Here is a 26193-nt window from a genome sequence, read left to right as displayed (position 1 = left end):
CGCGCCGGGCAGCGTTTGATCATGCTAGCTGCAGTTAATCGATTTGCCGGAGAACGCCATGAAGCGCACGCACATCCTTACCGAAGCCGATGTTACGCCGGAAAGCATTTTTAATCTGCGCCGCCGCCAGGTGCTGAAAGCGCTGGGGCTAGGCGCTGCCGCGGCCAGTCTGCCCGGCGGCGCACATGCCGATGTGCTGAGCTGGTTTAAGGGCAATGACAGGCCGCCGGCGCCTGCCGGACGCGATCTGCAGTTCAGTAAACCCGCCCAGTGGCAGGCGGACCTGCCACTGACGCCGTTTGATAAAGTCGCTGGCTACAACAACTTCTACGAATTTGGTCTCGACAAAGCCGATCCTGCCGCCAATGCCGGCACGCTGAAAACCGACCCGTGGCAATTGCGCATTGAGGGCGAAGTGGCGAAGCCGATGACGCTGGATATGGACGACATCTTCAAACGTTTCGCTATGGAGCAGCGTATCTATCGCATGCGCTGCGTTGAGGCCTGGTCGATGGTGATTCCCTGGGTAGGCTTCGAACTCAACAAGCTGCTGAAGCTGGCTGAACCCACCAGCAATGCCCGCTATGTCGCCTTCCAGACGTTATACGCGCCCGATCAGATGCCGGGACAAAAGGACCGCTTTATCGGCGGCGGGCTGGATTATCCCTATGTTGAAGGCTTGCGGCTGGACGAAGCGATGCATCCGCTGACGCTGCTCAGCACCGGCGTTTACGGCAAAGCGCTGCCGCCGCAAAACGGCGCGCCGATTCGCCTGACGGTGCCGTGGAAATATGGCTTTAAAGGGATTAAGTCGATCGTCAAAATTACCCTGACGCACGATCGTCCGCCTACCACCTGGAGCCAGATCGCCGCTAACGAGTATGGCTTCTACGCTAACGTGAATCCGCACGTCAACCACCCGCGCTGGTCGCAGGCTACTGAGCGCTTTATCGGTGCGGGCGGTATTCTCAAGGTGGAACGCCAGCCGACGCTGCTGTTCAACGGTTATGCTAAAGAGGTGGCCTCGCTGTATCGCGGTCTCGATTTACGGGAGAACTACTGAGTGCGCCTGACATTACGCCACGTTACGCTGCTGAAAGTGGTGCTGCATCTGGCGGCGTTTCTGCCGCTGGTGTACCTGTTTCTGGCGGCAAATCAGGGCTGGCTGAGCGCCGATCCGGCGAAAGATATCCAGCATTTTACCGGTCGCATGGCGCTGAAGCTGATGCTGGCGACGCTGCTGGTGAGCCCGCTGACGCGTTATCTGAAGCAGCCGCTGCTGATTCGTACCCGCCGGCTGCTCGGCCTGTGGTGCTTTGCCTGGGCCTGTCTGCATCTCACCAGCTACTATCTGCTGGAACTGGGCTACGATCATCTGCGATTACTCGGCAGTGAGATTGTCTCGCGCCCGTATTTATTACTGGGCATGATCAGCTGGATTATTCTGTTTGCTCTCGCCATCACCTCTTTTCAGCGCGCCCAGCGCAAACTGGGACGCCGCTGGCAAACGCTGCACAACGGCATCTATCTGGTCGCGATCCTCGCGCCTGTCCACTATCTTTGGTCAGTGAAAGTGCTGTCACCGCAGCCGTGGATTTATGCACTACTGGCGCTGGCGCTGTTAGGCTGGCGTTACAATAAGTTGCGTAAACTTCTGCGCCGATAATCCCCGCAAGGTTGTTTTCCTGCTGCGAGATCTGTTAAAAGGTGTGGCCTTCGGGCCTCGCCGGATCAACTTCGCAGATAAGACCAGTATTTTGCTGCGAATTGCCTCGAAACGGATATAATGCCCGGCTTTATTGCAAGCGAAGTCTTCTTTTTCACTCTGAAGAGTGACAAATGAAGGATGTCGCGGTATTTTACGCGATGCCTCACTGATTGCAGGAGATAGCCGCAAGATGGCGCATAAATTTCACATACTGCTGTTAAACGGACCCAACCTGAACCTGTTGGGAACGCGCGAGCCTGACAAGTATGGTCACACGACGCTGGCGCAGATTGTCAGCGATCTGACGCAACAGGCCGACCAGCACCATGTGAAATTGAGTCATCTGCAATCGAATGCGGAATACCAGCTGATTGATCGTATTCACGAAGCCCGCGGCAACGTCGATTACATCATCATTAACCCGGCTGCGTTTACGCACACCAGCGTTGCCCTGCGCGATGCGCTGTTGGCGGTTAGCATTCCTTTTATTGAGGTGCATCTCTCTAATGTGCATGCACGCGAACCGTTCCGACATCACTCCTATCTTTCCGATGTATCTGCCGGCGTCATCTGTGGACTGGGCGCCGACGGCTACTCGTGGGCTTTACAAACGGCCGTAAAACGCCTGTCACATTCCAATTAAACAGAGTACGGAACCACACTCATGGATATTCGTAAAATTAAGAAACTGATCGAACTGGTTGAAGAGTCCGGCATCGCTGAGCTGGAAATCTCTGAAGGCGAAGAGTCAGTTCGCATCAGCCGTTCACCTGCCAATGTCGGTTACCCTATGATGCAGCAGGCTTATGCTGTTCCGGCTCCACAGCCTGCGCTGGCTGCTGCGGTTGCACCTGCTGCTGCGCCTGTCGCTGCAGAAGCGGCTAAACCTGAAGTCAGCGGCCACATCGTGCGTTCGCCGATGGTCGGTACCTTCTATCGCACCCCAAGCCCGGACGCCAAAGCGTTTGTGGAAGTGGGTCAGAAAGTGAACGCTGGCGACACCCTGTGCATCGTTGAAGCGATGAAAATGATGAACCAGATCGAAGCCGATAAATCCGGCGTTGTGAAGGCGATCCTGGTGGAAAGCGGCCAGCCGGTTGAATTCGACGAGCCGCTGGTCGTCATCGAATAACGAGGCGAAGCATGCTGGATAAAATTGTCATTGCTAACCGTGGTGAGATTGCGCTGCGCATTCTGCGTGCCTGTAAAGAACTGGGCATCAAGACTGTGGCGGTTCACTCCACGGCAGACCGCGATCTGAAGCACGTGCTGCTGGCGGACGAAACCGTCTGCATCGGCCCGGCGCAGTCGGTCAAAAGTTATCTTAATATCCCGGCGCTGATCTCCGCCGCCGAAATCACCGGCGCGGTTGCGATCCACCCGGGCTACGGCTTCCTTTCTGAGAACGCCGATTTCGCCGAGCAGGTTGAGCGCTCTGGCTTTATCTTCATCGGTCCGAAAGCCGACACCATTCGCCTGATGGGCGACAAAGTGTCAGCAATCAACGCGATGAAAAAAGCCGGCGTACCGACCGTACCAGGCTCCGACGGTTCGCTGACCGACGACATGGAGAAAAACCGTGCCATCGCTAAGCGCATCGGCTATCCGGTGATCATCAAAGCCTCTGGCGGCGGCGGCGGTCGCGGTATGCGCGTTGTGCGCAGCGACAAGGATCTTGAGCAGTCCATCAACATGACGAAAGCGGAAGCCAAAGCGGCTTTCAACAACGACATGGTGTACATGGAGAAATTCCTCGAGAATCCACGCCACATCGAGATTCAGGTTCTGGCCGATGGTCAGGGCAACGCCATCTATCTGGCCGAACGTGACTGCTCCATGCAGCGCCGCCACCAGAAAGTGGTCGAAGAAGCACCAGCACCCGGCATCACGCCGGAACTGCGTCGCTACATCGGCGAGCGCTGCTCTAACGCCTGCGTGGAGATCGGCTATCGCGGTGCCGGTACGTTCGAGTTCCTGTATGAAAACGGTGAGTTCTACTTCATCGAGATGAACACCCGTATTCAGGTGGAACATCCGGTCACCGAGATGATCACCGGCGTCGACCTGATCAAAGAGCAGCTGCGTATTGCTGCCGGTCAGCCGCTGTCCATCAAACAGGAAGATGTGGTGGTGCGCGGTCATGCGGTCGAGTGCCGTATCAACGCCGAAGACCCGAACACCTTCCTGCCGAGCCCGGGCAAGATCACCCGTTTCCACGCGCCAGGCGGTTTTGGCGTGCGCTGGGAATCGCACATCTATGCCGGCTACAGCGTGCCGCCGTATTACGACTCAATGATTGGTAAGCTGATCACCTACGGCGAAAACCGTGACGTGGCTATCGCGCGCATGAAAAATGCGCTGGCGGAACTGATCATCGACGGCATCAAGACTAACGTCGATCTGCAGATGCGCATCATGACCGACGAAAACTTCCAGCAGGGTGGTACTAACATCCACTATCTGGAGAAGAAACTCGGCCTGCACGAGAAGTAAGCGCAGCGCAGAGCAATGCAGAGGCCGGTTAAACCGGCCTTTTTCATTTTTGTTGCCTTTGAGGTTGCATGATGGATGGGCGTTTTTTGCAAGCTAATAAAGAGGCGCGCTGGTCGCTGTACCTGACGCTGGCGTACCTCGCCGTCTGGGGCGTGTCCGCATGGCTCGGCGGCACACAAAGCGGTTTCACCGGTTTACCGCGCTGGTTTGAGTTCTCCTGCGTGTTCGCGCCCGTGCTGTTCATTGGCCTGTGCTGGCTGATGGTGCGCGTGGTGTTCCGCGATATGTCTCTGGAGGACCACGATGGAAACTGAAATCATTCTGCCACTGCTGGCCTATCTGGTGCTGATTGCCGGGCTGTCGGTGTTTGCCATGCGCAAACAGCGCCACGGCAACTTCCTGAGTGAGTATTTCCTCGGCAGTCGCTCAATGGGCGGTTTTGTGCTGGCGATGACCATCACCACCACTTACATCAGCGCCAGCTCATTTATTGGCGGGCCGGGCGCGGCGTATAAATACGGGCTGGGCTGGGTACTGCTGGCGATGATCCAGGTGCCGGCGGTCTGGCTGTCGCTCGGCGTGCTGGGCAAAAAATTCGCGATTCTGGCACGACGCTACAACGCGGTGACGCTCAATGACATGCTGTACGGCCGCTACCGCAGCCCACTGCTTATCTGGCTGGCCAGTATCAGCCTGCTGGTGGCGTTTATTGGTGCCATGACGGTACAGTTCATCGGCGGCGCACGCCTGCTGGAAACGGCCGCTGGTATTCCTTATGACACCGGGCTGCTGATTTTTGGCGGCACCATCGCGCTGTATACCGCGTTCGGCGGCTTTCGCGCCAGCGTGCTCAACGATGCCATGCAAGGGCTGGTGATGCTGATTGGCACCTTCCTGCTGCTGTTTGCCGTCATCCACCAGGCGGGCGGTCTGGCAACGGCGGTCACCAAACTGCGTAGCATCGATCCGCAGCTGGTGTCACCGGAAGGCGTCGGCAACGTCATCAATCCGACCTTCCTCAGTTCGTTTGCCGTACTGGTGTGCTTTGGCGTGATTGGGCTGCCGCATACCGCCGTGCGCTGCATCTCCTACAAAGACAGCAAAGCGATGCATCGCGGTATCATCCTCGGCACCATCGTGGTGGTGATACTGATGCTCGGTATGCATCTGGCCGGCGCACTCGGTCGCGCGGTACTGCCGGATCTGGCGATTCCGGATCGCGTGATCCCGACGCTGATGATCACCGTGCTGCCACCGATGGCGGCTGGCGTGTTCCTCGCGGCGCCAATGGCGGCGATCATGTCGACGATTAACGCGCAGCTGCTGCAATCGTCCGCTACGCTGATCAAAGATCTTTACCTGCGCATTGCGCCGCAGCACAGCGAGAACGAGGCGCGTTTGCGGCTGCTCTCCGGCACCATCACCTTTGTGCTCGGCCTGCTGCTGCTGCTGGCGGCCTGGAATCCGCCAGATATGATTATCTGGCTCAACCTGCTGGCGTTCGGTGGCCTTGAAGCGGTCTTTCTGTGGCCGCTGGTGCTGGGACTGTACTGGGAGCGCGCCAATGCGGCGGGCGCCATTAGTGGCATGGTGGTGGGAGCCGGATGCTATACGCTGCTTGCCAGCCTGAAAATCGAACTGTGGGGCTTTCACCCTATCGTGCCATCGTTGACATTAAGCCTGCTGGCCTTCCTGGTGGGTAATCTGTTCGGCAGCGCGCCTGACGCTCGCGATGCTGCCCTGGAATAAAAGAGAAAAGCTATGCCATGGATTCAAATCAAAATTAACAGCACCGGCGAGCACGCCGAAACCCTCAGCGACGCGCTGATGGACGCCGGTGCGGTGTCGGTCACCTTTCAGGACACGCACGACAACCCGGTGTATGAGCCGCTGCCCGGTGAAACCCGGCTGTGGGGCGATACCGATGTGACTGGCCTGTTCGACGCGGAAACCGCCATGGACGATGTAGTGGCCGAACTGAGCCAGCATCCGCTGCTGGGATCGGGTTTCCGCCACAAGATCGAACAGATCGAGGATAAAGACTGGGAGCGCGAATGGATGGATAACTTCCATCCGATGCGCTTCGGTGAACGCCTGTGGATCTGCCCAAGCTGGCGCGACGTTCCGGATCCGGATGCGGTTAACGTGATGCTTGATCCCGGTCTGGCCTTTGGTACCGGCACCCATCCCACCACGTCGCTGTGCCTGAGCTGGCTGGATGGTCTCGATCTGCAGGGCAAAACGGTGATCGATTTCGGCTGTGGCTCCGGCATTCTGGCCATCGCCGCGCTGAAACTCGGTGCAGACCGGGCGATCGGCATTGATATCGATCCGCAGGCGATCCAGGCCAGCCGCGATAACGCGGAGCGCAACGGCGTGGCCGACCGCCTGTCGCTGTATCTGCCGCACCAGCAGCCGGAAAACCTGCAGGCGGATGTGGTGGTCGCCAATATCCTCGCCGGTCCGCTGCGCGAACTGGCGCCGCTGATTGGCGTGCTGCCGAAAGCCGGCGGCCATCTCGGTCTGTCCGGCGTGCTGGCCAGCCAGGCGGAAAGCGTGTGTGAAGCCTATGCGGAGCGCTTTGCGCTGGACGCCGTGGCGGAAAAAGAAGAGTGGTGTCGCATCACTGGCGTGCGCCGCTAACCGACGCATGGGCCAGCAACTGCTGGCCCGATTTTGCCCGCCTGAGACCTGTCTCAAATCCCCGCCAGCCCCGTTTTCCTGCCGTTTCTTTACATTGAAATCAGTAGACTGCTGCACCAGGCGATAGCGCTATCCCTGTTAACCGTGCCGTGCGCGGCACATAACATTGATATATCGCTTAGTGAATAAATGATGATGAAAAGCAAACACACACTGATCGCTCTGCTGCTGGCAGCAGCGCCTTTTGCTCACGTTCAGGCTGCCGCCTGGGATTATGCTCAGCCACAGCAATGGGGCGACCTGTCCCCTGATTTTCACGTCTGCAAGCAGGGCGTGAATCAGTCGCCGATTGATATTCGCCAGGCGCTGCATGCCAGTCTGCCGGCGCTGACGCTGGAACTGCAGGCGCGCCAGGCCGCCATTGTTAACAACGGCCATACCGTGCAAATCAACCTGCAGCAGGGCGATACGCTGACGCTGGACGGCGAGACCTTCGCGCTGAAGCAGTTCCACTTCCATACTCCGAGCGAAAACCTGATCGACGGCAAACGCTATCCGCTTGAGGGCCACTTTGTATTCAGTGACGAGCAGCAGCAGCTGGCGGTCATCGGGGTGATGTTCGAAGCCGGTGCGGCAAATCCGGTACTGACGACGCTGCTGGATACGCTGCCGGCGCAGGTCAATCAGCCGGCCACGCTGCAGCAGGATGTCGATATTACGCCACTACTGCCGACCGATCGCCGTTACTACCGCTTCAGCGGTTCACTCACCACGCCACCGTGCAGTGAAGGCGTACGCTGGCTGGTGATGAAGCAACCAGTAACGGCTTCCACACAGCAGCTGCAGGCCTTTAGCGCGGTGCTGGGTGAACACGGTAACAGCCGCCCGGTGCAGCCGCTCAATGGCCGGCTGGTGGTTGAGTAACGAAATACTCACCAAACGTAAATAAACCGTTCACTTTTCAATCATATCACCGCCATTTCTCTTGCCGATTCGCGGAAGTGGCGGTTTTTATGTTGTGATTCAGCGCATATTTTTGGAAAAACTTTTGCTCACAATTTCAGCGTATTTTTGTAATGCACTGAATTTAAACAAGTAATGATGAATACCCCGCTGCTAAGCCCCATTTCCCTGATCTTAAACGGCGAATTGTTCAAAGTTTGGCCTTTCATCTTCCGGAAAAAATGCGTAATATACGCCGCCTTGCGAACAGTTAGGGTCACTTCTTTTTCATGCGCATTGGACATCACCAGCTACGTAATCGACTCATCGCTGCGCCTATGGCCGGAGTATCCGACAAGCCATTTCGCACCCTGTGTTATGACAACGGCGCCGGTATGACTGTCTCCGAGATGCTGTCATCGAACCCGGAAGTCTGGGCCAGTGACAAATCACGTTTGCGTATGGTGCATAGTGACGAGCCCGGTATTCGCGCCGTGCAAATTGCGGGTTGCGATCCCGATGAGATGGCCGCCGCCGCGCGCATTAATGTTGCGTCCGGTGCACAGGTTATCGACATCAACATGGGCTGCCCGGCTAAAAAAGTGAATCGTAAGATGGCAGGTTCAGCGCTGCTGCAGCATCCGCAGCTGGTGGAGTCAATCCTCCGTGCGGTGGTGAACGCAGTCGATGTACCGGTTACGCTAAAGATTCGCACTGGCTGGGATAAAGAAAATCGTAATTGTGTAGAGATTGCCCAATTGGCTGAACGCTGTGGTATTCAGGCCCTGACCATTCATGGCCGCACGCGCGCCTGTTTGTTTGAAGGGCAAGCTGAATACGACAGCATTCGGACAGTTAAGCAGAGCGTCGCTATTCCGATTATCGCGAATGGTGACATTACTGACCCGCACAAAGCCAGGGCAGTGCTCGACTACACCGGAGCCGATGCTCTGATGGTGGGACGCGCTGCTCAGGGAAGACCGTGGATCTTCCGGGAAATCCAGCATTATCTGGACACAGGGGAGCTGCTGGCACCGAAGCCGCTGGCTGAAGTGAAGCATATGCTGATTGGACACATACGGGAGCTGCACGACTTTTACGGTCAGCGCAAGGGATACCGTATTGCCCGAAAACACGTTTCCTGGTATTTGCAGGAAAGTGCCCCTGACGACCAGTTTCGGCGCACATTCAACGCCATAGAGGATGCCAGCGAACAGCTGGAGGCGTTGGAGGCATACTTCGAAAATCTTGCGTAAACGAAATAAAGAGCTGAAAGAACTATGTTCGAACAACGCGTAAATTCTGACGTACTGACCGTTTCTACCGTTAACTCACAGGATCAGGTGACGCAAAAGCCTCTGCGTGATTCGGTTAAACAGGCACTGAAGAACTATTTTGCTCAACTGAACGGTCAGGATGTAAGTGACCTGTATGAGCTGGTACTGGCTGAAGTCGAGCAGCCTCTGTTGGACATGGTGATGCAGTATACCCGTGGCAACCAGACCCGCGCTGCCCTGATGATGGGCATCAACCGCGGTACGCTGCGTAAGAAGCTGAAAAAATACGGCATGAACTAAGCGTTCTGGTTCCTTGCTGCGATAACGCCAGCCTTTGGGCTGGCGTTTTTGTTGCTGCTGTTTGTGCGTTAACACCGCGTGAAACGATTATCGTCAAAATGGTAACGATAGTTGCAATCGCCGGCGTGATAGCTCATCTCTCTCAGGGCCGCTGCCCTGCCCTGTTTTTGCGCAGAAAAAATCCTTCCGATCGCCCCTCAGCCCGCTTTGTTTGTGATCCTGAACCGCTTCAGCGGTAATTCCACTTTGCCGTACACCTGTTCATGAGCGTTAGCTCACACTGCTTCCATATAGTGAAACTTTTTGCACTATTTGTGATCGTGGCGACTCGTCATGCTGCCTTTTGGTGCGCGATAGTAGCGACAACTTTCCGGATACGTCCGTTTATTAAAAGATCTTTCCAGTGAATTCAGGATCCTGCAAACCTGGCATCAGCTTTGCAGTGTCGTGGATGGCCAAACGCCACAGAAAGAAATAAGCGCACAGTAAAGTGCGCGCAAACATAACAACACACGATCTCGCCACACAGGATGCTTTATGAAAAAGATGATGCTTTCCACCCTGATTGCTGCCGCCTCGCTGTTCGCCGTGACCCAGCAGGCGCACGCAGGCACCACGCTGGACGCCATTAAGAAAAAAGGGTTTATACAGTGCGGTATCAGCGATGGTCTGCCAGGGTTCTCCTACGCTGACGCCAGCGGTAAATTCACCGGTATCGATGTTGACGTGTGCCGCGCTGCCGCCGCTGCGGTCTTCGGCGATGCCAGCAAAGTAAAATACACCCCGCTGACGGCGAAAGAGCGCTTCACCGCGCTGCAGTCAGGCGAAGTCGATATTCTGTCACGTAACACCACCTGGACTTCATCACGCGACGGCGGTATGGGCTTCCTGTTCGCTGGCGTGAACTACTATGACGGCATCGGCTTCCTGACCCACAAGAAAGCAGGTCTGAAAAGCGCTAAAGAGCTGGATGGCGCCACCGTGTGTATCCAGGCCGGTACCGACACCGAGCTGAACGTGGCGGACTACTTTAAAGCTAACAAAATGCAGTACACGCCGGTCACCTTCGACCGCTCTGATGAGTCTGCTAAAGCGCTGGATAGCGGCCGCTGCGATACCCTCTCTTCTGACCAGTCACAGCTGTATGCGCTGCGCATCAAGCTGGGCAAGCCTGATGACTTTATCGTACTGCCTGAAGTGATTTCAAAAGAGCCGCTGGGCCCGGTCGTGCGTCGCGGTGATGATGACTGGTTCACCATCGTGAAATGGTCGCTGTTCGCCATGCTGAATGCGGAAGAGATGGGCATCAGCTCGAAGAACGTTGATGAGATGGCGGCGAAGCCAACCACGCCAGATATGGCACACCTGCTGGGCGCAGAGGGTGATTTCGGTAAAGACCTGAAGCTCGATAACAAGTGGGCGTACAACATCATCAAGCAGGTTGGCAACTATCAGGAAGTGTTCGATCGTAACGTTGGTAAAGACAGCGCGCTGAAAATTGCACGCGGCCAGAATGCGCTCTGGAACCAGGGCGGCATCCAGTACGCTCCACCAGTGCGTTAATTGTCTCCTGCCAGTCGGGCACCGCATCCTGCGGTGCCCACGCGTATTCTTCACTGAGGTTTTAACATGTCGCAACGCCCAACCGTGAAAAGGGATTTTTCGTTCGGTAATCCTACGGTTCGCGCCTGGCTTTACCAGATTGTCGCGATTGTGGCGGTGTTTGCTGTGGTGGGTTATCTGATCCACAACACGGTGATCAACCTTGCCAATCGCGGTATCACCTCCGGCTTTGGCTTTCTTGAGCGCAATGCCGGTTTCGGCATCGTCCAGCATCTGATCGATTACAGCGAAGGCGATACCTACGCGCGCGTGTTTATGGTCGGGTTAACCAACACCCTGCTGGTCTCCGCGCTCTGTATTGTCTTCGCCTCCATCCTCGGCTTCGCCATCGGTCTGGCGCGCCTGTCGGATAACTGGCTGCTGCGCAAGCTGTCGACCATTTATATCGAGACGTTCCGTAATATCCCGCCGCTGCTGCAAATCTTCTTCTGGTACTTTGCCGTGCTGCGCAATCTGCCGGGCCCGCGTCAGGCGCTGAACGCGTTCGATCTGGCTTTTGTCAGCAACCGCGGTTTGTATATACCGTGGCCGGAGTATGCACCCGGCACCTGGCCATTCCTGATCGCGCTGGCGATTGCCATCGCCGCCAGCGCCGCGCTGTTCCGCTTCAACCGCAAGCATCAGCTGAAAACCGGTCAGCTGCGCCGCACCTGGCCCGCTGCGGCCGGTTTAATTGTGCTGCTGCCGCTGATCGCCCATACGCTGTTTGGTGCCGCCACGCACTGGGATGTGCCCGAGCTGCGCGGTTTCAACTTCCGCGGTGGCTTTGCCATGATTCCGGAACTGGCAGCGCTGACGCTGGCACTGTCGATCTACACCTCTTCCTTTATTGCTGAGGTGATTCGCGCCGGGATTCAGTCAGTACCGCATGGTCAGAGCGAAGCGGCACGTTCGCTCGGGCTGCCCAACCCGGTTACGCTGCGTCAGGTGATCATTCCGCAGGCGATGCGCGTGATTATCCCGCCGCTCACCAGCCAGTACCTTAACATCGTAAAAAACTCCTCGCTGGCGGCCGCGATCGGCTATCCGGATATGGTGTCGCTGTTTGCCGGCACCGTACTGAATCAGACCGGCCAGGCAATTGAAACCATTGCCATCACCATGGCGGTTTATCTGATTATCAGTCTGCTCATTTCGCTGCTGATGAACCTCTATAACCGCAAAATTGCGCTGGTTGAGCGTTAAGAGAACGGAACCATTATGTCTGTGACCACACACGAAACGCCGCCGGTGTCGGGCAATCCACTGGGTAAAGCCTGGCTCTGGGCGCGTAAAAACCTGTTCTCCAGCTGGCTGAATACGCTGCTCACGTTACTCAGCCTGTGGATTATCTGGAGCGTTATCCCGCCGGCGCTGAACTGGTTGATCTTCCAGGCTAACTGGATTGGCGAAACCCGTGCGGACTGTACGAAAGCGGGCGCCTGCTGGGTCTTTATCCACGCGCGCTTTGGCCAGTTCATGTACGGGCTCTATCCGCATGAGCTGCGCTGGCGCATCAATCTGGCGCTGGTGATTGGCCTGCTGTCGATTGTGCCGATGTTTATCAAATCCATGCCGCGCCGCGGCCGCTATATCGCCTGCTGGGCGGTGATCTATCCGGTCGTCGTCTGGCTGCTGCTGTATGGCGGCTATTTCGGGCTGGATCGCGTGGAAACGCGCCAGTGGGGCGGCCTGACGCTGACGCTGATTATTGCATCTGTCGGCATTGCCGGGGCGCTGCCGCTGGGCATTTTGCTGGCGCTGGGCCGTCGCTCTAAAATGCCGGTGGTACGCACCCTGTCGGTGATTTTCATTGAGTTCTGGCGTGGCGTACCGCTGATTACTGTGCTGTTCATGTCTTCAGTGATGCTGCCGCTGTTTATGGCGGAAGGCACCACGATAGACAAACTGGTGCGTGCGCTGGTTGGCGTGATCCTGTTCCAGTCGGCGTATGTCGCCGAAGTGGTACGTGGCGGGCTGCAGGCCCTGCCTAAAGGCCAGTACGAAGCAGCAGAGTCGCTGGCGCTCGGCTACTGGAAAACCCAGGCGCTGGTGATTTTACCGCAGGCGCTCAAGCTGACCATTCCCGGTCTGGTGAACACCATCATCGCGCTGTTTAAAGATACCAGCCTGGTGATCATCATCGGCCTGTTCGATCTGTTCAGTAGCGTGCAGCAGGCAACCGTCGACCCTACATGGCTGGGTATGTCGACCGAAGGCTATGTCTTCGCTGCACTGGTTTACTGGATTTTCTGTTTTAGCATGTCGCGCTATAGCCAGTATCTGGAGAAGCGCTTCCACACCGGGCGTAAATCGCACTGAGGTTTTACATGACACAAACAATGACAACGGCGGCTAACGCCATGATGATTACGCTCGAAAACGTGAACAAATGGTACGGGCAGTTCCACGTGCTGAAAGATATCAACCTGCAGGTGAAACCGCGCGAGCGTATCGTACTGTGCGGCCCTTCGGGTTCCGGTAAATCTACCACCATTCGCTGCATCAACCATCTGGAAGAGCATCAGCAGGGACGGATTGTCGTAGACGGCATCCACCTGAATGATGACGTACGCAATATTGAACGCGTGCGTACTGAAGTCGGCATGGTATTTCAGCACTTCAATCTTTTCCCGCATCTGACCGTTCTGCAGAACTGCACGCTGGCACCGATGTGGGTACGCAAGATGCCAAAGAAAGAGGCCGAAGAGCTGGCGATGCACTATCTGCAGCGCGTGCGCATTGCTGAACATGCCCATAAGTTTCCCGGGCAGCTCTCTGGTGGACAGCAGCAGCGCGTGGCCATCGCCCGTTCGCTGTGTATGAAGCCGAAGATTATGTTATTCGATGAACCCACCTCCGCGCTCGATCCTGAGATGGTTAAAGAGGTGCTGGATACCATGATCGGTCTGGCGGAAGACGGGATGACGATGCTGTGTGTGACGCATGAGATGGGCTTTGCGCGTACGGTTGCCGATCGGGTGATCTTCATGGATCGCGGTGAAATCGTGGAGATGGCGCCGCCGGAAGAGTTCTTTGCGAATCCGAAATCCGAGCGGACCCGGGCGTTTCTGTCGCAGGTTATCCACTAAGCGAACCCGATTAGCCGCATCATTCAGCCCTTGCCAGCATGGCAGGGGCTTTTTTATGCCTGTGGATTTTATTGAGGGCTTTTATTGAGATAAAGGTCACCGCGGAAAACAAAAAAGCCCTGAACAGATGTTCAGGGCTTTCGTGTTTGATGCCTGGCAGTTCCCTACTCTCGCATGGGGAGACCCCACACTACCATCGGCGCTACGGCGTTTCACTTCTGAGTTCGGCATGGGGTCAGGTGGGACCACCGCGCTGTTGCCGCCAGGCAAATTCTTTTAAACCGAACTCATGCCATAACTGGTGCTGATACCCAGAGTCGAACTGGGGACCTCACCCTTACCAAGGGTGCGCTCTACCAACTGAGCCATATCAGCACACTAAATTTGATGCCTGGCAGTTCCCTACTCTCGCATGGGGAGGCCCCACACTACCATCGGCGCTACGGCGTTTCACTTCTGAGTTCGGCATGGGGTCAGGTGGGACCACCGCGCTGTTGCCGCCAGGCAAATTCTGTTTTCGTCCGCGTCTTCCGCGCTCTGACTGCGTTGCCCCGCTCGCGCCGCTCAGTCACATACTCGTGTATGCTCCTTCACGTCGTCTCGCGTGCCGTCTTGTCACAGCACAAAATCCACTGGACGTAATCCGGTGAACAAAGCTGAAAATTCTTTCGGTCTCTCAGACCAAAACGCCTCTGGCGTTGTAAGGTTAAGCCTCACGGGTCATTAGTACCGGTTAGCTCAACGCATCGCTGCGCTTACACACCCGGCCTATCAACGTCGTCGTCTTCAACGTCCCTTCAGGACCCTTAAAGGGTCAGGGAGAACTCATCTCGGGGCAAGTTTCGTGCTTAGATGCTTTCAGCACTTATCTCTTCCGCACTTAGCTACCGGGCAGTGCCATTGGCATGACAACCCGAACACCAGCGGTGCGTTCACTCCGGTCCTCTCGTACTAGGAGCAACCCCCCTCAATTCTCCAGCGCCCACGGCAGATAGGGACCGAACTGTCTCACGACGTTCTAAACCCAGCTCGCGTACCACTTTAAACGGCGAACAGCCGTACCCTTGGGACCTACTTCAGCCCCAGGATGTGATGAGCCGACATCGAGGTGCCAAACACCGCCGTCGATATGAACTCTTGGGCGGTATCAGCCTGTTATCCCCGGAGTACCTTTTATCCGTTGAGCGATGGCCCTTCCATTCAGAACCACCGGATCACTATGACCTGCTTTCGCACCTGCTCGAGCCGTCACTCTCGCAGTCAAGCTGGCTTATGCCATTGCACTAACCTCCTGATGTCCGACCAGGATTAGCCAACCTTCGTGCTCCTCCGTTACGCTTTGGGAGGAGACCGCCCCAGTCAAACTACCCACCAGACACTGTCCGCAGCCCGGATTACGGGCCTACGTTAGAACATCAAACATTAAAGGGTGGTATTTCAAGGTTGGCTCCACGCAGACTGGCGTCCGCGCTTCAAAGCCTCCCACCTATCCTACACATCAAGGCTCAATGTTCAGTGTCAAGCTATAGTAAAGGTTCACGGGGTCTTTCCGTCTTGCCGCGGGTACACTGCATCTTCACAGCGATTTCAATTTCACTGAGTCTCGGGTGGAGACAGCCTGGCCATCATTACGCCATTCGTGCAGGTCGGAACTTACCCGACAAGGAATTTCGCTACCTTAGGACCGTTATAGTTACGGCCGCCGTTTACCGGGGCTTCGATCAAGAGCTTCTCCTTGCGGATAACCCCATCAATTAACCTTCCGGCACCGGGCAGGCGTCACACCGTATACGTCCACTTTCGTGTTTGCACAGTGCTGTGTTTTTAATAAACAGTTGCAGCCAGCTGGTATCTTCGACTGGCCTCGGCTCCGGGAGCAAGTCCCTTCACCTACGCGCCAGCGTGCCTTCTCCCGAAGTTACGGCACCATTTTGCCTAGTTCCTTCACCCGAGTTCTCTCAAGCGCCTTGGTATTCTCTACCTGACCACCTGTGTCGGTTTGGGGTACGATTTCGTGTTACCTGGAGCTTAGAGGCTTTTCCTGGAAGCAGGGCATCAGTTACTTCACCGCCGTGGCGGCTCGTCGTCACGCCTCAGTGTTAAAGAAGACCGGATTTGCCTGGTCTTCACACCTGCACGCTTAAACCGGGACAACCGTCGCCCGGATAACCTAGCCTTCTCCGTCCCCCCTTCGCAGTAACACCAAGTACAGGAATATTAACCTGTTTCCCATCGACTACGCTTTTCAGCCTCGCCTTAGGGGTCGACTCACCCTGCCCCGATTAACGTTGGACAGGAACCCTTGGTCTTCCGGCGAGCGGGCTTTTCACCCGCTTTATCGTTACTTATGTCAGCATTCGCACTTCTGATACCTCCAGCATGCCTCACAGCACACCTTCAGCGGCTTACAGAACGCTCCCCTACCCAACAACACATAGTGTCGCTGCCGCAGCTTCGGTGCATGGTTTAGCCCCGTTACATCTTCCGCGCAGGCCGACTCGACCAGTGAGCTATTACGCTTTCTTTAAATGATGGCTGCTTCTAAGCCAACATCCTGGCTGTCTGTGCCTTCCCACATCGTTTCCCACTTAACCATGACTTTGGGACCTTAGCTGGCGGTCTGGGTTGTTTCCCTCTTCACGACGGACGTTAGCACCCGCCGTGTGTCTCCCGTGATAACATTCCTCGGTATTCGCAGTTTGCATCGGGTTGGTAAGCCGGGATGGCCCCTAGCCGAAACAGTGCTCTACCCCGAGGATGAGTTCACGAGGCGCTACCTAAATAGCTTTCGGGGAGAACCAGCTATCTCCCGGTTTGATTGGCCTTTCACCCCCAGCCACAAGTCATCCGCTAATTTTTCAACATTAGTCGGTTCGGTCCTCCAGTTAGTGTTACCCAACCTTCAACCTGCCCATGGCTAGATCACCGGGTTTCGGGTCTATACCCTGCAACTTAACGCCCAATTAAGACTCGGTTTCCCTTCGGCTCCCCTATGCGGTTAACCTTGCTACAGAATATAAGTCGCTGACCCATTATACAAAAGGTACGCAGTCACCTAACAGGTAGGCTCCCACTGCTTGTACGTACACGGTTTCAGGTTCTGTTTCACTCCCTCGCCGGGGTTCTTTTCGCCTTTCCCTCACGGTACTGGTTCACTATCGGTCAGTCAGGAGTATTTAGCCTTGGAGGATGGTCCCCCCATGTTCAGACAGGATACCACGTGTCCCGCCCTACTCGTCGGACTCACAGCTCATGCATCTTCGTGTACGGGGCTGTCACCCGGTATCGCGCGACTTTCCAGACGCTTCCACTGATGCACAAGCTGATTCAGGTCCTGGGCTGCTCCCCGTTCGCTCGCCGCTACTGGGGGAATCTCGGTTGATTTCTTTTCCTCGGGGTACTTAGATGTTTCAGTTCCCCCGGTTCGCCTCGTTAACCTATGTATTCAGTTAACGATAATGCACAAGTGCATTGGGTTTCCCCATTCGGACATCGACGGCTGTAGCGGTTCATATCACCTTACCGTCGCTTTTCGCAGATTAGCACGTCCTTCATCGCCTCTGACTGCCAGGGCATCCACCGTGTACGCTTAGTCGCTTAACCTCACAACCCACAGGCGTTTTGCAACGCTGCGAACTGCAAGCATTTGAGAGACCCGAACGCATCGTGATTTCATTCTTATTACGGAGAATGAACCGACGCGTCGTTTCAAATTTTCAGCTTGTTCCGGATTGTTAAAGAGCAAATACTTCGCAGCACACCGTTGCCGGTATACTCTGAAGTAAGTTTCAGTACTGTAATGGTGGAGCTAAGCGGGATCGAACCGCTGACCTCCTGCGTGCAAGGCAGGCGCTCTCCCAGCTGAGCTATAGCCCCATACAGTCACTGCAGAGACCATCTACTACCACTCACCAGGAGTCACGTTTCTCACACGGGAAATGTGATTTCGTCTCAGGCAAGGCATGTTTTCGCGAAGCATAGTGAACTATGCGAGCCGGAAACATAACGCGGCATGAGAAGAAATCTGGTAGGCCTGAGTGGACTTGAACCACCGACCTCACCCTTATCAGGGGTGCGCTCTAACCACCTGAGCTACAAGCCTGTAGAGGTTTTTTCTGCTCGTTACTTTTCTATCAGACAATCTGTGTGAGCACTTCGCGGGAAGGTATCTTCAGGTAAGGAGGTGATCCAACCGCAGGTTCCCCTACGGTTACCTTGTTACGACTTCACCCCAGTCATGAATCACAAAGTGGTAAGCGCCCTCCCGAAGGTTAAGCTACCTACTTCTTTTGCAACCCACTCCCATGGTGTGACGGGCGGTGTGTACAAGGCCCGGGAACGTATTCACCGTAGCATTCTGATCTACGATTACTAGCGATTCCGACTTCATGGAGTCGAGTTGCAGACTCCAATCCGGACTACGACGCACTTTATGAGGTCCGCTTGCTCTCGCGAGGTCGCTTCTCTTTGTATGCGCCATTGTAGCACGTGTGTAGCCCTGGCCGTAAGGGCCATGATGACTTGACGTCATCCCCACCTTCCTCCGGTTTATCACCGGCAGTCTCCTTTGAGTTCCCGGCCGAGCCGCTGGCAACAAAGGATAAGGGTTGCGCTCGTTGCGGGACTTAACCCAACATTTCACAACACGAGCTGACGACAGCCATGCAGCACCTGTCTCAGAGTTCCCGAAGGCACCAAAGCATCTCTGCTAAGTTCTCTGGATGTCAAGGCCAGGTAAGGTTCTTCGCGTTGCATCGAATTAAACCACATGCTCCACCGCTTGTGCGGGCCCCCGTCAATTCATTTGAGTTTTAACCTTGCGGCCGTACTCCCCAGGCGGTCGACTTAACGCGTTAGCTCCGGAAGCCACGCCTCAAGGGCACAACCTCCAAGTCGACATCGTTTACGGCGTGGACTACCAGGGTATCTAATCCTGTTTGCTCCCCACGCTTTCGCACCTGAGCGTCAGTCTTCGTCCAGGGGGCCGCCTTCGCCACCGGTATTCCTCCAGATCTCTACGCATTTCACCGCTACACCTGGAATTCTACCCCCCTCTACGAGACTCAAGCCTGCCAGTTTCAAATGCAGTTCCCAGGTTAAGCCCGGGGATTTCACATCTGACTTAACAGACCGCCTGCGTGCGCTTTACGCCCAGTAATTCCGATTAACGCTTGCACCCTCCGTATTACCGCGGCTGCTGGCACGGAGTTAGCCGGTGCTTCTTCTGCGGGTAACGTCAATCGGCGAGGTTATTAACCTCACCGCCTTCCTCCCCGCTGAAAGTACTTTACAACCCGAAGGCCTTCTTCATACACGCGGCATGGCTGCATCAGGCTTGCGCCCATTGTGCAATATTCCCCACTGCTGCCTCCCGTAGGAGTCTGGACCGTGTCTCAGTTCCAGTGTGGCTGGTCATCCTCTCAGACCAGCTAGGGATCGTCGCCTAGGTGAGCCATTACCCCACCTACTAGCTAATCCCATCTGGGCACATCCGATGGTGTGAGGCCCGAAGGTCCCCCACTTTGGTCTTGCGACGTTATGCGGTATTAGCTACCGTTTCCAGTAGTTATCCCCCTCCATCGGGCAGTTTCCCAGACATTACTCACCCGTCCGCCACTCGCCACCCAAAGAGCAAGCTCTTCTGTGCTGCCGTTCGACTTGCATGTGTTAGGCCTGCCGCCAGCGTTCAATCTGAGCCATGATCAAACTCTTCAATTTAAGTTTGATTTGCTGCAACGAGTGCAGCGATGCTCTGTGAATTAAACTTCGTAATGAATTACGTGTTCACTCAGCAAAGACTTGATATTTTTTAAAGCCCGTAGGCTTGTGATATCAATCCTGCGAGTGCCCACACAGATTGTCTGATAAATTGTTAAAGAGCGGTGCGACGCGGCGCTCGGCCTGCTGTCGCGAGGTGGCGTATATTACGCTTTCCTCCTTCAGAGTCAAACACTTTTTTCAGCGTTTTTCTCCGGCGGGGTGAATCACTTCACGCCCTGCTGAGCCGTCTGCGTTGCCGCTTTGCCGTCTCAGTGGTGGCGCATTATAGGGATCCGGATTTTTTGCACAACCCCTTTTTTCGATCTTTTTTATCGACTGGCGAGTTTTCACTCTTTTCGCTGCGATCGCGAGCGATCCGCGCAAAAATCAGCTTGTTTACCCGCACCGGAAGCCGCAGGCTAGCGGGAAACATCAGAAAAGGAGAAATAGAATGTCTGTAGCCCTGCGCCCTTATAAGCAACATATTCCTCATACCGGCGAGCGCGTGATGGTGGATAGCAGCAGCGTGGTCGTTGGCGAAGTCGAGCTGGCTGATGATGTCAGCATCTGGCCACTGGTAGCAATCCGCGGTGACGTGAATAAAGTGGTGATTGGTAAACGCAGCAATATCCAGGATGGCAGCGTGCTGCACGTTACGCATAAATCCAGCAGTAACCCAGACGGCTTTCCATTGATCATCGGTGAAGACGTGACGGTGGGCCATAAAGCAATGCTGCACGGCTGCACCATTGGTAACCGCGTGCTGGTGGGTATGGGCTCTATCCTGCTGGATGGCGCGATCGTCGAAGATGAGGTGATGATTGGCGCCGGCAGCCTGGTGCCACCCGGTAAACGCCTGCAAAGCGGCTATCTCTATTTAGGCAGCCCGGTGAAGCAGATCCGGCCACTAACCGAAGCGGAAATAGCCGGACTGCTTTATTCGGCCAGTAATTATGTCGGCTGGAAAGATGAATATCTGGCTCAGGGCAGCCACAGCCAGCCCTGATCGTCGGCCTGCTCCGCCCGGAGCAGCTGCTCGGCCTCTTCCTCCAGATCCCAGCGATGCGCGCTAAACAGCGCCATCGCCTCTCCGGCACCAAAGCGCTGCTGCAGCGCCGGCAGCGATATTGCGCAGGTCAGTCCCATACCATTCACCAAGACCGGGAACAGCACCGCCTGCCGGACTGCGTCCCAGCTTTCCCGATCGGGAAACTGGATTGCCTGATTCATGCCTGCATCGCCTGTTTAAGTTGATCAATGACCGGCGCGATCTCCGGCATAACGCCATGCCACAGCTGAAACGCATGCGCCGCCTGACCCACCAGCATGCCGAGTCCATCCGCCAGCTGCTGTGTGCCGTGCTGCTGGCACCACGCCAGAAATGGCGTCAGCCCCTGCTGATAAAACATGTCGTAACAGCGCACCTGCGCATCAATCAGCGTAACCGGCAGCGGCGGCACGTCGCCCGCTACGCCGCTGGAGGTGGCATTGATGATCAGATCAAAACGTTCGCCGGCCAGTTGATCAAAACTCATCGCCTGGATCGCTCCACTGTGCTGGAAAAGCTCAGCCAGCTGTTGCGCGCGTTCTGCCGTGCGGTTAACCACCACCAGCGCGCAGCCCGTCGAGAGCAGCGGCAGGATCACCCCACGCGCCGCGCCGCCCGCACCCACCAGCAGAATGCGATCGCCCGGCCGGATCAGCTGCAGCCGTTGCAGATCGCTCAGCAGGCCGATGCCGTCCGTGTTATCACCCAGAATCGAACCATCGGCTCTCTTCTTTAAGGTATTTACCGCGCCGGATAATGCCGCGCGTTCGCTGAGCTCATCCGCGAATTCCCATGCCTGCTGTTTAAACGGCAGCGTAACATTGGCGCCTTTGCCACCAGCCGCAAAAAACGCCTCTATCGCCTGCGGGAACCCTTCCAGCGGTGCGCAGATGCGTCCGTAAGGATGTTCAATACCGGTCTGCTCAGCAAAAGCGGCGTGAATAAACGGAGATTTGCTGTGGGCGATGGGATGACCAAAAACGGCAAACTTTTCCATAATCAGCCCTGACGAATGAGTTCACCGCTAATAGCATCGCGGATTTCAGAAGGATTCAGGCGACCGCCGGTGGCCGCCTGCAACACCGGGAACTGCGAGCCAAACTGCTCTGCCACTTCGGCGGCGCTGCGGCACGGCGGCTGACCGGTTAAATTCGCGCTGGTTGAGACCAGCGGCTTGCCAAATCCGCGACACAGCGCCTGGACCTGCGGATGATCGCTGACGCGAATCGCCAGCGAATCAAAGCGGCCGGTTAACCAGCGCGGCGTATGCGGCGAAGCAGGCACCACATAGGTGACCGGACCCGGCCAGCTGGCAAACATACGTTCGCGCTGCAGCACGGTGAGTTCGCGATCGGCAATATAAGGCTCAAGCTGCGTATAATCAGCGGCGATCAGAATCAGACCCTTTTCTACCGGGCGCTGTTTCAGTGCCAGCAGGGCCATCACCGCGCTTTCGCTGTCCGGATCGCAGCCAAGGCCGAATACGGCTTCGGTAGGGTAAGCAATCACTTGCTGTTGCTGAAGTTGTTCGATGCAGAAGTCGAGGCTTCCGGGTGCATGCTGGCTCTGGTTCATGATCACTCTTCATCCTGGGCGATGGGCTTGCCGCAGCGTTTGCTGGCGCAGAAGCGCTTCATGCCCTGTGCGGTTTTCTTTTCTATTAATAACGGGAACTGGCAATGGGGGCAGACACCTTCCAGCGGCGTGGCGTTGATCGCGAACTGGCAGTCGGGATAACGATCGCAGGCGTGGAAGGTTTTGCCATAGCGTGAACGGCGCTGCACCAGCTTACCGCTGGCGCACTGCGGGCAGGCAATTGCGGTTTCGTCCGGCTTATCGATGGTTTCCGTGTAATCACACTCCGGATAGTGGCTACAGCCGACAAACATGCCGAATCGCCCCTGGCGCAGCACTTTGTCCGCACCACACTGCGGGCAGGCATGGCCTTCCAGCACTTTGACAATATGGCCATCACCCTGACTTTTCAGCGGGCGGATATAGTCGCAGGTTGGATAATTCACACAGCCGAGAAAAGGCCCGTGTTTGCCGGCACGTATCACTAATTCTGCCCCGCAGGCGGGGCAGGGATCGTGTTTACGCACGGTAAATAGTGCTGGTTTACTCATATTACCGAATGCATTAATCGCAAATTAATGCAGCATACCTTCATTGACGTCGAATAACAGTTCTTCCATCTGCTGATAGGCATTTTCACACCCGGGGATGTTAAACAGCACCATCAGCACCACCCATTTGAGATCTTCCAGATCGAATTCCAGCGTATCAAGCGCCATAACCCGTTCGATGACCATTTCGCGCGTTTCCATATTCAGCACCTGGATTTGCTCCAGGAACAGAATAAAACCACGACACTCGGCATCTAAACGCTGGCTCTCTTCTTCCGTGTAGATTCGCATGGAGAGCGGATCGTTAGCCAGCAATACTGGCGCGACCAGGCCATCCTGATAATCCGCTAACCGCTCAAGCCAATTCAACGCATTGTAGATATCTTCGCGATGAAAACCGGCATCGGTTAAGTCATCGGTCAATTTATCCTGGTCAACGCGCATTTCAGCCTCGTTGTGGATATACGTCTCAAACAAGTACATAAGTACGTCGAACATGGCATGCCCTCCTCAATCGGACATAGCCGCCGGGTACAGCTGCGATCCATCCTGCTAACTCCAGCTCCAGCAATTGCGCTGCGATAACTGGCACAGGTTGGCCGGCACGTTCAGCGACGACGTCAACAGGTGTAACCTCATCACCTACGTTAGCCAACACGCTGGGAAATGGCAATGGCACATCATCACTGAGTTGTGAATATATTGTTTCTGAGATGCTGGCTGGCAACCATTGCAGGGCAGAATGCAAATCCTCAAGGATATTGTTGGGATGCGCCACCAGCAGCGCACCCTGCTGAATCAGCCAGTGCGTGCCTTCACAGCCAGGATTACCCAGCGCGCCTGGCAGCGCATACACGTTACGGTTTTGTTCCAGCGCATACCGCGCCGTTACCAGCGAGCCACTCTTCAGTGAAGCTTCAACCACCAGCACGCCATGACTCAGGCCGCTGATAATACGATTACGCCGCGGGAAATTTACCGCATGGGGCGCCATCGACAGCGGCAGTTCTGAAACCAGCGCGCCGCCGCTGGCGATGATCTCCTGTGCCAGCGGCTGATGGCTTTTCGGATAGAGATGATTCAGCCCGCTGCCCAGCACGGCCAGGGTTTTGCCCTGCACTTCCAGCGCGGCACGATGCGCCACGCCATCAATACCGCGCGCCAGCCCGCTGGTGATGGTCAAACCGCTTAGCGCCAGCTGCTGGGTAAACCAGCTGCCCCATTCTCTGCCATACGGCGAACAGTGACGACTGCCGACCACCGCCAGCTGCGGTGTCGCGAGTGCAGAGAGGTCACCCGCTATATAAAGGGCAGCCGGATAGCGGCTGATTTCCCGCAGCCGGGCGGGATAATGTGCGTCGCTGCAGGCAATCAGATGATGTTGCGCCTGTTGCAGCCAGCGCTGCGTTTTTTCCAGCTGGCGTGGACAGAGGGCGAGAAACTGTTGCCGCTGCGTGTCGTCCAACCCGTGCTGCTGCAGCCACGCGTCGTCAATGTGGCTGGCGGCCAGAAGCGCCATGATGAACTGACGGGCGCGCTCACCGCTTAAACCCCAGACGTAAGTCAGCCTGATAATCCTTTCACTGCGTTCCATGCTGCGCTCCCTGTCAGCCGTGCTCTGATGCGGCACAATGCTGTCAATCAGGTCCCAAAAAGTCTACAATATGAGGCAGTAATCTTTTCTTTAACGCATACAGATCTGGATATTTATGTCAGTTTTGCAGGTATTACATTTCCCTGACGATCGCCTTCGCAAAATTGCTGCACCCGTTGCGGCTGTGAATGCTGACGTTCAGCGTATTGTCGACGATATGTTTGAGACCATGTACGCCGAAGAAGGCATTGGTCTGGCGGCGACGCAGGTGGATATTCACCAGCGCATCATCGTGATTGATGTTTCTGAAAGCCGCGAAGAGCGCCTGGTGCTGATTAACCCGGAGCTGCTGGAAAAAAGCGGCGAAACCGGTATCGAAGAGGGTTGCCTGTCGATCCCGGAACAGCGGGCGTTTGTGCCGCGTGCCGAGCGGGTCAAAGTGCGCGCGCTGGATCGCGACGGTAACAGCTTCGAGCTGGAAACCGACGGTCTGCTGGCGATCTGCATCCAGCATGAGATCGACCATCTCGACGGTAAACTGTTTATTGATTATCTGTCGCCGCTGAAGCGTCAGCGTATTAAACAGAAACTGGAAAAACTGGCCCGCCAGAATGCGCGCGCATCCTGAGAGCGAACAGAAGGTTGAACTGTGTCTGCACCGTTAAAAATCATCTTTGCCGGTACTCCTGACTTCGCAGCGCGTCATCTCGACGCGCTGCTTGCTTCTGAGCATCAGGTGGTTGGCGTCTTTACTCAGCCCGACCGCCCAGCCGGACGTGGCAACAAACTCACGCCGGGCCCGGTAAAAGTGCTGGCTCAGGCGCATGATATTCCCGTGTTTCAGCCAAAGTCCCTGAAGCCGGAAGAGAATCAGCAGCTGGTTGCCGGGCTACAGGCCGATGTGATGGTGGTCGTCGCTTATGGTCTGATCCTGCCTCAGGCGGTGCTGACGATGCCGCGCCTTGGCTGCATCAACGTACATGGCTCGCTGCTGCCGCGCTGGCGCGGTGCGGCGCCGATTCAGCGCTCACTGTGGGCCGGCGATAACGAAACCGGTGTGACCATCATGCAGATGGACGTGGGTCTGGATACCGGCGATATGCTGCACAAAATAACCTGCCCGATTAATGCCGACGATACCAGCGCATCGCTTTACGACAAGCTGGCGCAGCTGGGACCGCAGGGGATGCTGACCACGCTCAGTCTGCTGGCCGCCGGCAGCGCGCAGCCCGAAGTGCAGGATGAGACCTTGGTAACTTACGCGGAAAAGCTCAGCAAAGAAGAGGCACGTCTTGACTGGTCGCTCTCTGCTGTTCAGCTGGAACGGTGCATTCGCGCCTTCAATCCGTGGCCGGTGAGTTATTTCCTCATCGACGATCAGCCGGTTAAAGTCTGGCAGGCCAGCGTGTTACCACACCGCAGCGCCCAGCCGGGAGAAATTCTGCAGGCTGACAAACACGGCATCCAGATTGCTACCGCTGACGGCGTGCTGAATCTGCTCTCACTGCAGCCTGCCGGCAAAAAAGCCATGGCGGCGCAGGATCTGCTCAATTCGCGTCGTGAATGGTTTACACCCGGCACCGTTCTGGCCTGATTCTCCAGCCCGGT

24 protein-coding genes, 3 tRNA genes and 4 rRNA genes are annotated in these 26193 nt (G+C 56.1%); 18 read left to right on the top strand and 13 right to left on the bottom strand.

Annotated elements, in window-relative coordinates:
- Positions 1 to 58 precede the first annotated feature (58 nt).
- The 15 genes from msrP to C1N60_RS01790 all read left to right on the top strand — a co-directional run bounded on the left by msrP (position 59) and on the right by C1N60_RS01790 (position 14057).
- Positions 59 to 1063 carry a protein-methionine-sulfoxide reductase catalytic subunit MsrP gene (gene msrP / locus C1N60_RS01860; protein ID WP_394521311.1) on the top strand — a complete coding sequence of 335 codons (1005 nt, stop codon included), beginning with the start codon at positions 59 to 61 and terminating at the stop codon, positions 1061 to 1063.
- Positions 1064 to 1666 (top strand): protein-methionine-sulfoxide reductase heme-binding subunit MsrQ, encoded by a 603-nt coding sequence (msrQ, locus tag C1N60_RS01855; RefSeq protein ID WP_348879855.1) that lies wholly within the window; start codon positions 1064 to 1066, stop codon positions 1664 to 1666. It abuts the gene before it with no gap.
- 232 nt (positions 1667 to 1898) lie between these two features.
- Complete coding sequence (gene aroQ / locus C1N60_RS01850; protein ID WP_021508156.1) at positions 1899 to 2351, top strand: type II 3-dehydroquinate dehydratase; 453 nt, start codon at positions 1899 to 1901, stop codon at positions 2349 to 2351.
- A gap of 21 nt (positions 2352 to 2372) precedes the next feature.
- Positions 2373 to 2840, top strand: coding sequence for an acetyl-CoA carboxylase biotin carboxyl carrier protein (gene accB / locus C1N60_RS01845; RefSeq protein ID WP_058759883.1), 468 nt, complete (start codon positions 2373 to 2375; stop codon positions 2838 to 2840).
- Between the two features lie 11 nt (positions 2841 to 2851).
- Positions 2852 to 4201 carry an acetyl-CoA carboxylase biotin carboxylase subunit gene (gene accC, locus C1N60_RS01840; protein WP_021508158.1) on the top strand — a complete coding sequence of 450 codons (1350 nt, stop codon included), beginning with the start codon at positions 2852 to 2854 and terminating at the stop codon, positions 4199 to 4201.
- Between the two features lie 71 nt (positions 4202 to 4272).
- Positions 4273 to 4515: a YhdT family protein gene (locus C1N60_RS01835; protein ID WP_021508159.1), complete on the top strand. Its 243-nt coding sequence runs from the start codon at positions 4273 to 4275 to the stop codon at positions 4513 to 4515.
- Positions 4505 to 5950, top strand: coding sequence for a sodium/pantothenate symporter (gene panF / locus C1N60_RS01830; RefSeq protein WP_104093876.1), 1446 nt, complete (start codon positions 4505 to 4507; stop codon positions 5948 to 5950). Before C1N60_RS01835 ends, panF begins: the two co-directional genes overlap by 11 nt.
- Positions 5951 to 5962: 12 nt before the next feature.
- On the top strand, positions 5963 to 6844 hold the full coding sequence (gene prmA / locus C1N60_RS01825; RefSeq protein ID WP_394521310.1) for a 50S ribosomal protein L11 methyltransferase: 882 nt from the start codon (positions 5963 to 5965) through the stop codon (positions 6842 to 6844).
- A 195-nt stretch (positions 6845 to 7039) separates the two neighbouring features.
- Positions 7040 to 7768, top strand: coding sequence for a carbonic anhydrase (locus C1N60_RS01820; protein ID WP_394521725.1), 729 nt, complete (start codon positions 7040 to 7042; stop codon positions 7766 to 7768).
- A 308-nt stretch (positions 7769 to 8076) separates the two neighbouring features.
- Positions 8077 to 9042 carry a tRNA dihydrouridine synthase DusB gene (dusB, locus tag C1N60_RS01815; protein WP_040679767.1) on the top strand — a complete coding sequence of 322 codons (966 nt, stop codon included), beginning with the start codon at positions 8077 to 8079 and terminating at the stop codon, positions 9040 to 9042.
- A 24-nt stretch (positions 9043 to 9066) separates the two neighbouring features.
- Positions 9067 to 9363, top strand: coding sequence for a DNA-binding transcriptional regulator Fis (gene fis, locus C1N60_RS01810; RefSeq protein WP_003855228.1), 297 nt, complete (start codon positions 9067 to 9069; stop codon positions 9361 to 9363).
- Between the two features lie 537 nt (positions 9364 to 9900).
- Complete coding sequence (locus tag C1N60_RS01805) at positions 9901 to 10926, top strand: amino acid ABC transporter substrate-binding protein (protein WP_058759887.1); 1026 nt, start codon at positions 9901 to 9903, stop codon at positions 10924 to 10926.
- Between the two features lie 66 nt (positions 10927 to 10992).
- Complete coding sequence (locus C1N60_RS01800) at positions 10993 to 12171, top strand: amino acid ABC transporter permease (RefSeq protein WP_021508165.1); 1179 nt, start codon at positions 10993 to 10995, stop codon at positions 12169 to 12171.
- A gap of 15 nt (positions 12172 to 12186) precedes the next feature.
- Complete coding sequence (locus C1N60_RS01795; protein WP_058759888.1) at positions 12187 to 13287, top strand: amino acid ABC transporter permease; 1101 nt, start codon at positions 12187 to 12189, stop codon at positions 13285 to 13287.
- Positions 13288 to 13295: 8 nt separating this feature from the next.
- Entirely contained in the window at positions 13296 to 14057 is a 762-nt protein-coding gene (locus C1N60_RS01790) for an amino acid ABC transporter ATP-binding protein (RefSeq protein WP_058759889.1), read from the top strand.
- Between the two features lie 151 nt (positions 14058 to 14208).
- On the opposite strand, the gene rrf (C1N60_RS01785) is transcribed toward C1N60_RS01790, so the two are convergent.
- The 7 genes from rrf (C1N60_RS01785) to C1N60_RS01755 form a co-directional block, all read right to left on the bottom strand.
- Positions 14209 to 14324: ribosomal RNA gene (rrf, locus tag C1N60_RS01785) — 5S ribosomal RNA — on the bottom strand.
- 32 nt (positions 14325 to 14356) lie between these two features.
- Positions 14357 to 14432, bottom strand: a tRNA-Thr gene (locus tag C1N60_RS01780).
- Positions 14433 to 14446: 14 nt separating this feature from the next.
- Positions 14447 to 14562: ribosomal RNA gene (gene rrf, locus C1N60_RS01775) — 5S ribosomal RNA — on the bottom strand.
- 197 nt (positions 14563 to 14759) lie between these two features.
- Positions 14760 to 17660 (bottom strand): 23S ribosomal RNA (locus tag C1N60_RS01770).
- Between the two features lie 197 nt (positions 17661 to 17857).
- A tRNA-Ala gene (locus C1N60_RS01765) sits at positions 17858 to 17933 on the bottom strand.
- A 149-nt stretch (positions 17934 to 18082) separates the two neighbouring features.
- A tRNA-Ile gene (locus C1N60_RS01760) sits at positions 18083 to 18159 on the bottom strand.
- Between the two features lie 74 nt (positions 18160 to 18233).
- Positions 18234 to 19775: ribosomal RNA gene (locus C1N60_RS01755) — 16S ribosomal RNA — on the bottom strand.
- The 16S, 23S and 5S rRNA genes sit together here with 3 tRNA genes alongside, the layout of an rRNA operon.
- 493 nt (positions 19776 to 20268) lie before the next feature.
- On the opposite strand from C1N60_RS01755, the gene C1N60_RS01750 reads away from it, so the two are divergent.
- Positions 20269 to 20823: a gamma carbonic anhydrase family protein gene (locus tag C1N60_RS01750; protein ID WP_150360726.1), complete on the top strand. Its 555-nt coding sequence runs from the start codon at positions 20269 to 20271 to the stop codon at positions 20821 to 20823.
- Here the strand turns inward: C1N60_RS01750 and C1N60_RS01745 are convergent.
- Genes C1N60_RS01745 through dprA form a run of 6 tightly spaced genes read right to left on the bottom strand, consistent with a single transcriptional unit; the run spans position 20799 to position 24585 of the window.
- The gene (locus C1N60_RS01745) at positions 20799 to 21047 is read right to left on the bottom strand and encodes a DUF1488 family protein (RefSeq protein ID WP_058759902.1); all 249 of its coding nucleotides are present in this window, start codon (positions 21045 to 21047) and stop codon (positions 20799 to 20801) included. The genes C1N60_RS01750 and C1N60_RS01745 overlap by 25 nt on opposite strands.
- Complete coding sequence (gene aroE / locus C1N60_RS01740) at positions 21044 to 21862, bottom strand: shikimate dehydrogenase (protein WP_058759901.1); 819 nt, start codon at positions 21860 to 21862, stop codon at positions 21044 to 21046. Before aroE ends, C1N60_RS01745 begins: the two co-directional genes overlap by 4 nt.
- A gap of 2 nt (positions 21863 to 21864) precedes the next feature.
- The gene (tsaC, locus tag C1N60_RS01735) at positions 21865 to 22440 is read right to left on the bottom strand and encodes an L-threonylcarbamoyladenylate synthase type 1 TsaC (RefSeq protein ID WP_058776573.1); all 576 of its coding nucleotides are present in this window, start codon (positions 22438 to 22440) and stop codon (positions 21865 to 21867) included.
- Between the two features lie 2 nt (positions 22441 to 22442).
- Entirely contained in the window at positions 22443 to 22991 is a 549-nt protein-coding gene (locus C1N60_RS01730; protein WP_031279837.1) for a DNA topoisomerase family protein, read from the bottom strand.
- A 24-nt stretch (positions 22992 to 23015) separates the two neighbouring features.
- Positions 23016 to 23489, bottom strand: a complete 474-nt coding sequence (smg, locus tag C1N60_RS01725) for a DUF494 family protein Smg (RefSeq protein ID WP_031279836.1) — start codon at positions 23487 to 23489, stop codon at positions 23016 to 23018.
- The gene (dprA, locus tag C1N60_RS01720; RefSeq protein WP_125311338.1) at positions 23461 to 24585 is read right to left on the bottom strand and encodes a DNA-protecting protein DprA; all 1125 of its coding nucleotides are present in this window, start codon (positions 24583 to 24585) and stop codon (positions 23461 to 23463) included. The genes smg and dprA overlap by 29 nt, the downstream gene beginning before the upstream one ends.
- A 115-nt stretch (positions 24586 to 24700) precedes the next feature.
- Between dprA and def the strand changes: the two genes are divergently transcribed.
- Both def and fmt read left to right on the top strand, forming a co-directional pair.
- On the top strand, positions 24701 to 25213 hold the full coding sequence (gene def, locus C1N60_RS01715; RefSeq protein ID WP_021508231.1) for a peptide deformylase: 513 nt from the start codon (positions 24701 to 24703) through the stop codon (positions 25211 to 25213).
- 21 nt (positions 25214 to 25234) lie between these two features.
- Complete coding sequence (fmt, locus tag C1N60_RS01710) at positions 25235 to 26179, top strand: methionyl-tRNA formyltransferase (protein ID WP_058759898.1); 945 nt, start codon at positions 25235 to 25237, stop codon at positions 26177 to 26179.
- Positions 26180 to 26193 lie beyond the last annotated feature (14 nt).

The organism is Pantoea sp. SGAir0184, from assembly GCF_043544755.1.
The sequence above is the reverse complement of the archived record's forward strand: the minus strand, read 5'-3'. Positions and strand labels throughout refer to the sequence as shown.

Bases quoted from the DNA above. Each gene is read 5' to 3' on its own strand.
- dprA (WP_125311338.1), bottom strand. From the start codon at position 24,585: ATGGAACGCAGTGAAAGGATTATCAGGCTGACTTACGTCTGGGGTTTA.
- C1N60_RS01790 (WP_058759889.1), top strand. From the start codon at position 13,296: ATGACACAAACAATGACAACGGCGGCTAACGCCATGATGATTACGCTC.
- aroE (WP_058759901.1), bottom strand. From the start codon at position 21,862: ATGGAAAAGTTTGCCGTTTTTGGTCATCCCATCGCCCACAGCAAATCT.
- C1N60_RS01730 (WP_031279837.1), bottom strand. From the start codon at position 22,991: ATGAGTAAACCAGCACTATTTACCGTGCGTAAACACGATCCCTGCCCC.
- C1N60_RS01795 (WP_058759888.1), top strand. From the start codon at position 12,187: ATGTCTGTGACCACACACGAAACGCCGCCGGTGTCGGGCAATCCACTG.
- aroQ (WP_021508156.1), top strand. From the start codon at position 1,899: ATGGCGCATAAATTTCACATACTGCTGTTAAACGGACCCAACCTGAAC.
- C1N60_RS01835 (WP_021508159.1), top strand. From the start codon at position 4,273: ATGGATGGGCGTTTTTTGCAAGCTAATAAAGAGGCGCGCTGGTCGCTG.
- accC (WP_021508158.1), top strand. From the start codon at position 2,852: ATGCTGGATAAAATTGTCATTGCTAACCGTGGTGAGATTGCGCTGCGC.
- tsaC (WP_058776573.1), bottom strand. From the start codon at position 22,440: ATGAACCAGAGCCAGCATGCACCCGGAAGCCTCGACTTCTGCATCGAA.
- def (WP_021508231.1), top strand. From the start codon at position 24,701: ATGTCAGTTTTGCAGGTATTACATTTCCCTGACGATCGCCTTCGCAAA.
- fis (WP_003855228.1), top strand. From the start codon at position 9,067: ATGTTCGAACAACGCGTAAATTCTGACGTACTGACCGTTTCTACCGTT.
- accB (WP_058759883.1), top strand. From the start codon at position 2,373: ATGGATATTCGTAAAATTAAGAAACTGATCGAACTGGTTGAAGAGTCC.
- C1N60_RS01805 (WP_058759887.1), top strand. From the start codon at position 9,901: ATGAAAAAGATGATGCTTTCCACCCTGATTGCTGCCGCCTCGCTGTTC.
- C1N60_RS01745 (WP_058759902.1), bottom strand. From the start codon at position 21,047: ATGAATCAGGCAATCCAGTTTCCCGATCGGGAAAGCTGGGACGCAGTC.
- dusB (WP_040679767.1), top strand. From the start codon at position 8,077: ATGCGCATTGGACATCACCAGCTACGTAATCGACTCATCGCTGCGCCT.
- C1N60_RS01820 (WP_394521725.1), top strand. From the start codon at position 7,040: ATGAAAAGCAAACACACACTGATCGCTCTGCTGCTGGCAGCAGCGCCT.
- prmA (WP_394521310.1), top strand. From the start codon at position 5,963: ATGCCATGGATTCAAATCAAAATTAACAGCACCGGCGAGCACGCCGAA.
- C1N60_RS01800 (WP_021508165.1), top strand. From the start codon at position 10,993: ATGTCGCAACGCCCAACCGTGAAAAGGGATTTTTCGTTCGGTAATCCT.
- panF (WP_104093876.1), top strand. From the start codon at position 4,505: ATGGAAACTGAAATCATTCTGCCACTGCTGGCCTATCTGGTGCTGATT.
- C1N60_RS01750 (WP_150360726.1), top strand. From the start codon at position 20,269: ATGTCTGTAGCCCTGCGCCCTTATAAGCAACATATTCCTCATACCGGC.
- smg (WP_031279836.1), bottom strand. From the start codon at position 23,489: ATGTTCGACGTACTTATGTACTTGTTTGAGACGTATATCCACAACGAG.
- msrP (WP_394521311.1), top strand. From the start codon at position 59: ATGAAGCGCACGCACATCCTTACCGAAGCCGATGTTACGCCGGAAAGC.